Raw genomic sequence first — 4,935 nt, forward strand, 5'->3', positions numbered from 1 at the left:
GTGATTCAGCGAGGATTTCACGTGCTTTGTTGGTGATAGTTTTATTTTCTCGTTCAGCAATGATTTGAAGTTTATCTTTGAGATCATCTTCAATTCTAAAGCTCACCGTTGTTGTTTTTTTGCTCTCCGCCATTAATTCCCCTTTTTTTTTGTTGTCTAAAAACGTTGACGTACAAGGCTCTAAGGTGTGTTACCTATGCGTTTTTAATTGGTTTGTTAAAAATATCGCAAAATACAAAATTACAGGCACGACATCGACCGCAGACAAACGGGGACATAATGGGGACATTATTGCCGTTTGTCTACAGTCGCGTACTCAGGGGGATCCCTGATACCCCGAAGCCTCTACGAGTCTTTTTTCTGACGCGCTGCGCTTGTCCAACGATTCACAGGCAGATAAAAATTTTATCTGCCCGTTCATCGTTTCATGAGTGGCAAAATGAAAGTCATTGTTTTGAGGGTTAACGGTGAGATCTCATTGCTAATCAAATGATGTTAAAAACGCCCCCAAAAGCTCGCAAAACCGTTCTAAACTTTCAACGTGATTTTTGGGGTTTGATAGGGTGATCGTGTCTTAAAATCGATTTGAGGGGCTTTGATGGGGATGAATGGGCGGTTTTCGCTAATCAACTCGCCCATTTAACATAAAAGGGATTAGTTGCACTTAGAATCGGTAGGTTCGTTATAATTTTCAGCATTTCCCATTCTAGCGTGATTTTCTTGAGCAAATTTTCGTTCTCTATGACTTTGAGCTTGATTATGTATCCATACATTTATGATTTTTGATGACCACCTAGGGCTATCTCCATGACCTAACCAAACGGTTGGTTGAGGGAAAGGAATTTGATTAGGAATGTCATTACGTCGAATTCTATTCAGCGTTGATTTACTGATACCTAATTTTTCACATAGATCCTTGATCCCCAAAAGGGTGTCATTGGCTATATCAAAATGCATCTTTCTCTCCGTATTCACTTCTAATTATCACTATTATGATGATTCTATATTAACACCGCTAGGTTCAAATTGAAGTACGTATGGTTTTTTTAGCGGTACAGGGTGATTCAAATGCTATTATTTAAAAGCAAAAAAGCCAGCAATTTGCTGGCTTTTTACATAACGTGGATTAACTACGGTTATCAGCCTGATTTTATTGCAATTGCAAACTGCATTAAACGTTCTTTTTTCTCCGTTGAGCCTAAAAACTAATAGTTGCCATACCAGAGAAGCAAGCTAGTATTACTATTCTCACTTGCTCGGTATTGAATATCGACGTTTCCAAGGGAAGCCTACCGGCTTCCCTTTTTTATGGTTGAATGGGGTTGATTTCCATAACAGGAATCGAATACATGAGACAACCTATTGACTACGAACAATTTAAAATTGGTTTGGCTTTGAATTTTTTCATGCCTATTTGAACTCTCAGGCTCAAATTTTGAGCAAAAAAGTGCCTAATGCCCCAATGTGGTACTAATCAAAACGGAGCGAAGCGACAACGTCTTTTTGTCTTTGCTTTTCTCCATGATCAGTGATTGGGTCATGGCTTCTTAGCTTGTTCCATTAGCTAAGTCTGGTACTTCTGGTCAGTTTGGGCTTCTCTCGACGGTGCAATCCTAGAAACCCTGGTCCGTTGATTGGTGCTCTTATCAGGTACGCACTGTAATCTTTCGATACCGCAGCGTGATTCGGAGGCAGAGCCGGAATTTCGTTTTCCGGTACGTTATTACCACAATTTGCCTGTTTATCCTTTCGGGGACCGAGCCAAGTCCGAGTCAATCAAGTGGTGCATTTGGGTTAATGTCGTTGGCTGGTATTTAATGAGAACGTGACAAGCGTCTCTCACGCTGCTAAGATTGGATTGAGCTTTCTAATCGTAGCAGCGAATGCACCGATTCAGAGTACCAAAGCCCTGTGATACTGTCACGGGGCTTTTGTACATCTGTAGGTTAGAAATTTATTAAGTCATCTAAAAATGGCTACGTATAAGACCCATTATGTTAAATGGGCGAGTTAACTTGCTAAAACCGCCCATTCATCCGCATTAAATCCCCTCAAATCGATTTTAAGACACGATCCCCCTATAAAACACCCAAAACCACGTTGAAAGTTTAGAACGGTTTTGCGAGCTTTTGAGTGCGTTTTTAACAAGTTTTTATTTCATGTGAAATTCTTCTAGTAAGTCTTAAAACAATCCACATTCACGGTGGATAAATCGGGGAATATCGTTTGATATTGTGATTTACTCTTTGATAATCAAAAGCAAGAACAATTTGTTTATTTATTAGCCGATGGTGATTACATGAAAACGAAACCAGAAACAGAAATGCGAAAATGGAAAAGATTGAATCAAATCGTTTCAAGGAAAAGAAAGTATAGGCAAGAAGACCTTGATAAGTGGCGTAAAGAGCAAGAGGAAGAAGAGCGGATTAAAGAATGGCTGGATGAAAATGAAGGTGCGATAAAACGCCACATGAAAGACTTGTAGCGTTTAACATAAAAGGGATTAGTCGCACTAAAAATCGATAGGCTCATTACAATTTTCAGTATTTTCCATTCTTGCGTGATTTTCTTGAGCAAATTTTCGTTCTCTATGACTTTGAGCTTGATTGTGTATCCATACATTTATGGTTTTTGATGACCACCTAGGACTATCTCCATGACCTAACCAAACAGTTGGTTAGGTCATGGAGTTTGATTAGGAATGTCATTACGTCGAATTCTAATGAATAACCCCGCCGCAATCAGTGTGGAATATAACTCTCAGAGATTTACTTCTTTTTCATAAACTTATTTATATAAGGGATTACGCCATCAACAATTGCAACACCGGCTGCAGTCAGTCCGATTATGGATGCTCGAGTTATAATTGTTTTTGTTGTTACCCATTCAGCACTATTTTCCTTTAGTTCTTTCTCTGATGGCAGCTCCGTTTCAACCTCATAACCCTGAGATTTAAGAGCTTTAACTCTATCGTCAGCAACTTTAAAGAGCTGCCATGGTTCCAATTCAAACCCATGAGAAATTTTTAATACATTTTCTATGGTCGATGCCCTACCAATTTCAACCCTGGCTAATGTTGACTGAGTCATTCCACATAACTGAGATGCAGAAGCTTGATTTAGGCCTCTATGCTCTCTTTCTTCAGAAATTACAGTTCCAATTTAAAAATTCAGTATTGAGTAACACAAAATTAAAGAAGATGTATATCTTTGATAAATGATTTCAATACATTTAATCTAGAAACCAAAATTTCGTAATCGCTGGCATCAACATTTAATAGAACATAATGAGATTTTCTTTTTTGGAAATATGGGTATCTCAAGTTATTGTGTAAGTGGTTCGAGTTAGTTTTAAGCAAAACATTAGAAGCGAATTGTGCTCGAATTTGCTCTTTCTGAATATTATCGGTTGATAGTATATTAATGAGCATATCAAATGCTGATTCTATAGAATGATTTCTATTTTCATCTCTAAAAAAATCGTTATCTGCATTGATAAGTGAAAAAATCTTACTCCTTATTAACTTCTCCATTGATTGTAAAATCAAATAACAAGCAACCCGATATTTACCTAACTTTGCTAACTCTGAAGCGGCACTTTCATCTTCTTGAGACAATTTTAGGTAAGTGTTACTAATATTTATATTTCTTTCTATTTTACCTATCATCATTTTAGTACATACCTACGAAAAATTATAATTATTAAAATTTATACCCACTAACGCTTATTGTGAACGGTTCTGTCGCATTAAGGCTGTTTGCACGGTAATCTACCCTTTTGAAGTACGTGTATCTTTTTTAATGGTACACGTACTTCAAATGGTATTATTTAAAAGCTAAAAAGCCAGCAAATTGCTGGCTTTTTACATAACGTGGATTAGTCGCACTAAAAATCGATAGGCTCATTACAATTTTCAGTATTTTCCATTCTTGCGTGATTTTCTTGAGTAAATTTTCGTTCTCTATGACTTTGAGCTTGATTGTGTATCCATACATTTATGGTTTTTGATGACCACCTAGGACTGTCTCCATGACCTTATTGATTATTGGTAAGTTTTAGCGGGGGGTGTGATAAAATAGTAAAACGTTGCAAATGGATTATAAGGATAAAAATGAAAGACGATAAGGTAAGTCAGAGTAGCGAGCCATTAGCTATGATGACACATGAACGAGCGCGAAAAGGTCTTATCACCAGAGTAATTCTAGCTGCCACTGTGGGGGGGGTTAGCTCTACACTAAATGCAGTTTGCAATAACGACACTAATAGCGGTGTATCTTCTGTTGCAAGCATTATTGGTTCAGTCGCTGGGTCTTCTGCGGTGCAGTACCTTGTGGAGAAAGTGGTTGATACTAATGGTTTGAGTTTATCAAAAGAATCTAAGATTGGAATGGCTGTTGGAGTTGGTATTGGCGTATCGAGTATATCTAATGCATTAGTTAATAGTTATAACTCGGATACTGACCTTGATTTGTCAGAAGTTGCTACTCAGACAGCTAAGCATGTTGGAATGGGTTATGGTAGCACAATAGGTGCATTGAAGATTATGGGCCCCGAAGACGCTTCTTTTTGGGATGACGATCTAACGCTTACTAATACCACAAAGACCACGTACGACATGGACAATTCTTTAGCTCATTTAGCCTATTTTAAGTGGGACGACTAATAAAAATCAAATACACACCTAATGCCCCAATGTGGTACTAATCAAAACGGAGCGAAGCGACATCATCATTCTGTCTTTGCTTTTCTCCATGATCGGTTATTGGGTCATGGCTTCTTAGCTTGTTCCTTTAGCTAAGTTTGGTACTTCTGGTTAGGTTGGGCTTCTTTCGACGGTGCAATCCAAGAAATCCCTAGTCCGTTGATTGGTGCTCTTATCAGGTACGCACTGTAATCTTTCGATACCGCAGCGTGATTCGGAGGCAGAGCCGGAAT

General features: G+C 38.2%; 5 protein-coding genes. 2 read left to right on the top strand and 3 right to left on the bottom strand.

The window, feature by feature from the left end; translation table 11 throughout:
- Positions 1 to 654 precede the first annotated feature (654 nt).
- Entirely contained in the window at positions 655 to 957 is a 303-nt protein-coding gene (locus tag FTV37_RS16330; protein WP_179991724.1) for an AlpA family transcriptional regulator, read from the bottom strand.
- A 1,342-nt stretch (positions 958 to 2,299) separates the two neighbouring features.
- Between FTV37_RS16330 and FTV37_RS16335 the strand changes: the two genes are divergently transcribed.
- Positions 2,300 to 2,485 carry a hypothetical protein gene (locus FTV37_RS16335; protein ID WP_179991721.1) on the top strand — a complete coding sequence of 62 codons (186 nt, stop codon included), beginning with the start codon at positions 2,300 to 2,302 and terminating at the stop codon, positions 2,483 to 2,485.
- A gap of 283 nt (positions 2,486 to 2,768) precedes the next feature.
- Here FTV37_RS16335 and FTV37_RS16340 read toward each other — a convergent pair whose 3' ends face one another.
- Entirely contained in the window at positions 2,769 to 3,161 is a 393-nt protein-coding gene (locus FTV37_RS16340) for a helix-turn-helix transcriptional regulator (protein WP_179991725.1), read from the bottom strand.
- A gap of 29 nt (positions 3,162 to 3,190) precedes the next feature.
- On the bottom strand, positions 3,191 to 3,670 hold the full coding sequence (locus FTV37_RS16345) for a HEPN domain-containing protein (RefSeq protein ID WP_179991723.1): 480 nt from the start codon (positions 3,668 to 3,670) through the stop codon (positions 3,191 to 3,193).
- 441 nt (positions 3,671 to 4,111) lie between these two features.
- On the opposite strand from FTV37_RS16345, the gene FTV37_RS16350 reads away from it, so the two are divergent.
- Positions 4,112 to 4,663, top strand: a complete 552-nt coding sequence (locus tag FTV37_RS16350) for a hypothetical protein (RefSeq protein ID WP_179991722.1) — start codon at positions 4,112 to 4,114, stop codon at positions 4,661 to 4,663.
- Positions 4,664 to 4,935: the final 272 nt, after the last annotated feature.

The sequence above is a fragment of the Acinetobacter sp. YH16042 genome (genome assembly GCF_013417245.1).
Classification (GTDB): Bacteria; Pseudomonadota; Gammaproteobacteria; order Pseudomonadales; family Moraxellaceae; genus Acinetobacter; species Acinetobacter amyesii.

Excerpts from the sequence above, each read along its gene's own strand:
- FTV37_RS16330 (WP_179991724.1), bottom strand. The coding sequence starts at position 957 with ATGCATTTTGATATAGCCAATGACACCCTTTTGGGGATCAAGGATCTA.
- FTV37_RS16335 (WP_179991721.1), top strand. The coding sequence starts at position 2,300 with ATGAAAACGAAACCAGAAACAGAAATGCGAAAATGGAAAAGATTGAAT.
- FTV37_RS16345 (WP_179991723.1), bottom strand. The coding sequence starts at position 3,670 with ATGATGATAGGTAAAATAGAAAGAAATATAAATATTAGTAACACTTAC.
- FTV37_RS16350 (WP_179991722.1), top strand. The coding sequence starts at position 4,112 with ATGAAAGACGATAAGGTAAGTCAGAGTAGCGAGCCATTAGCTATGATG.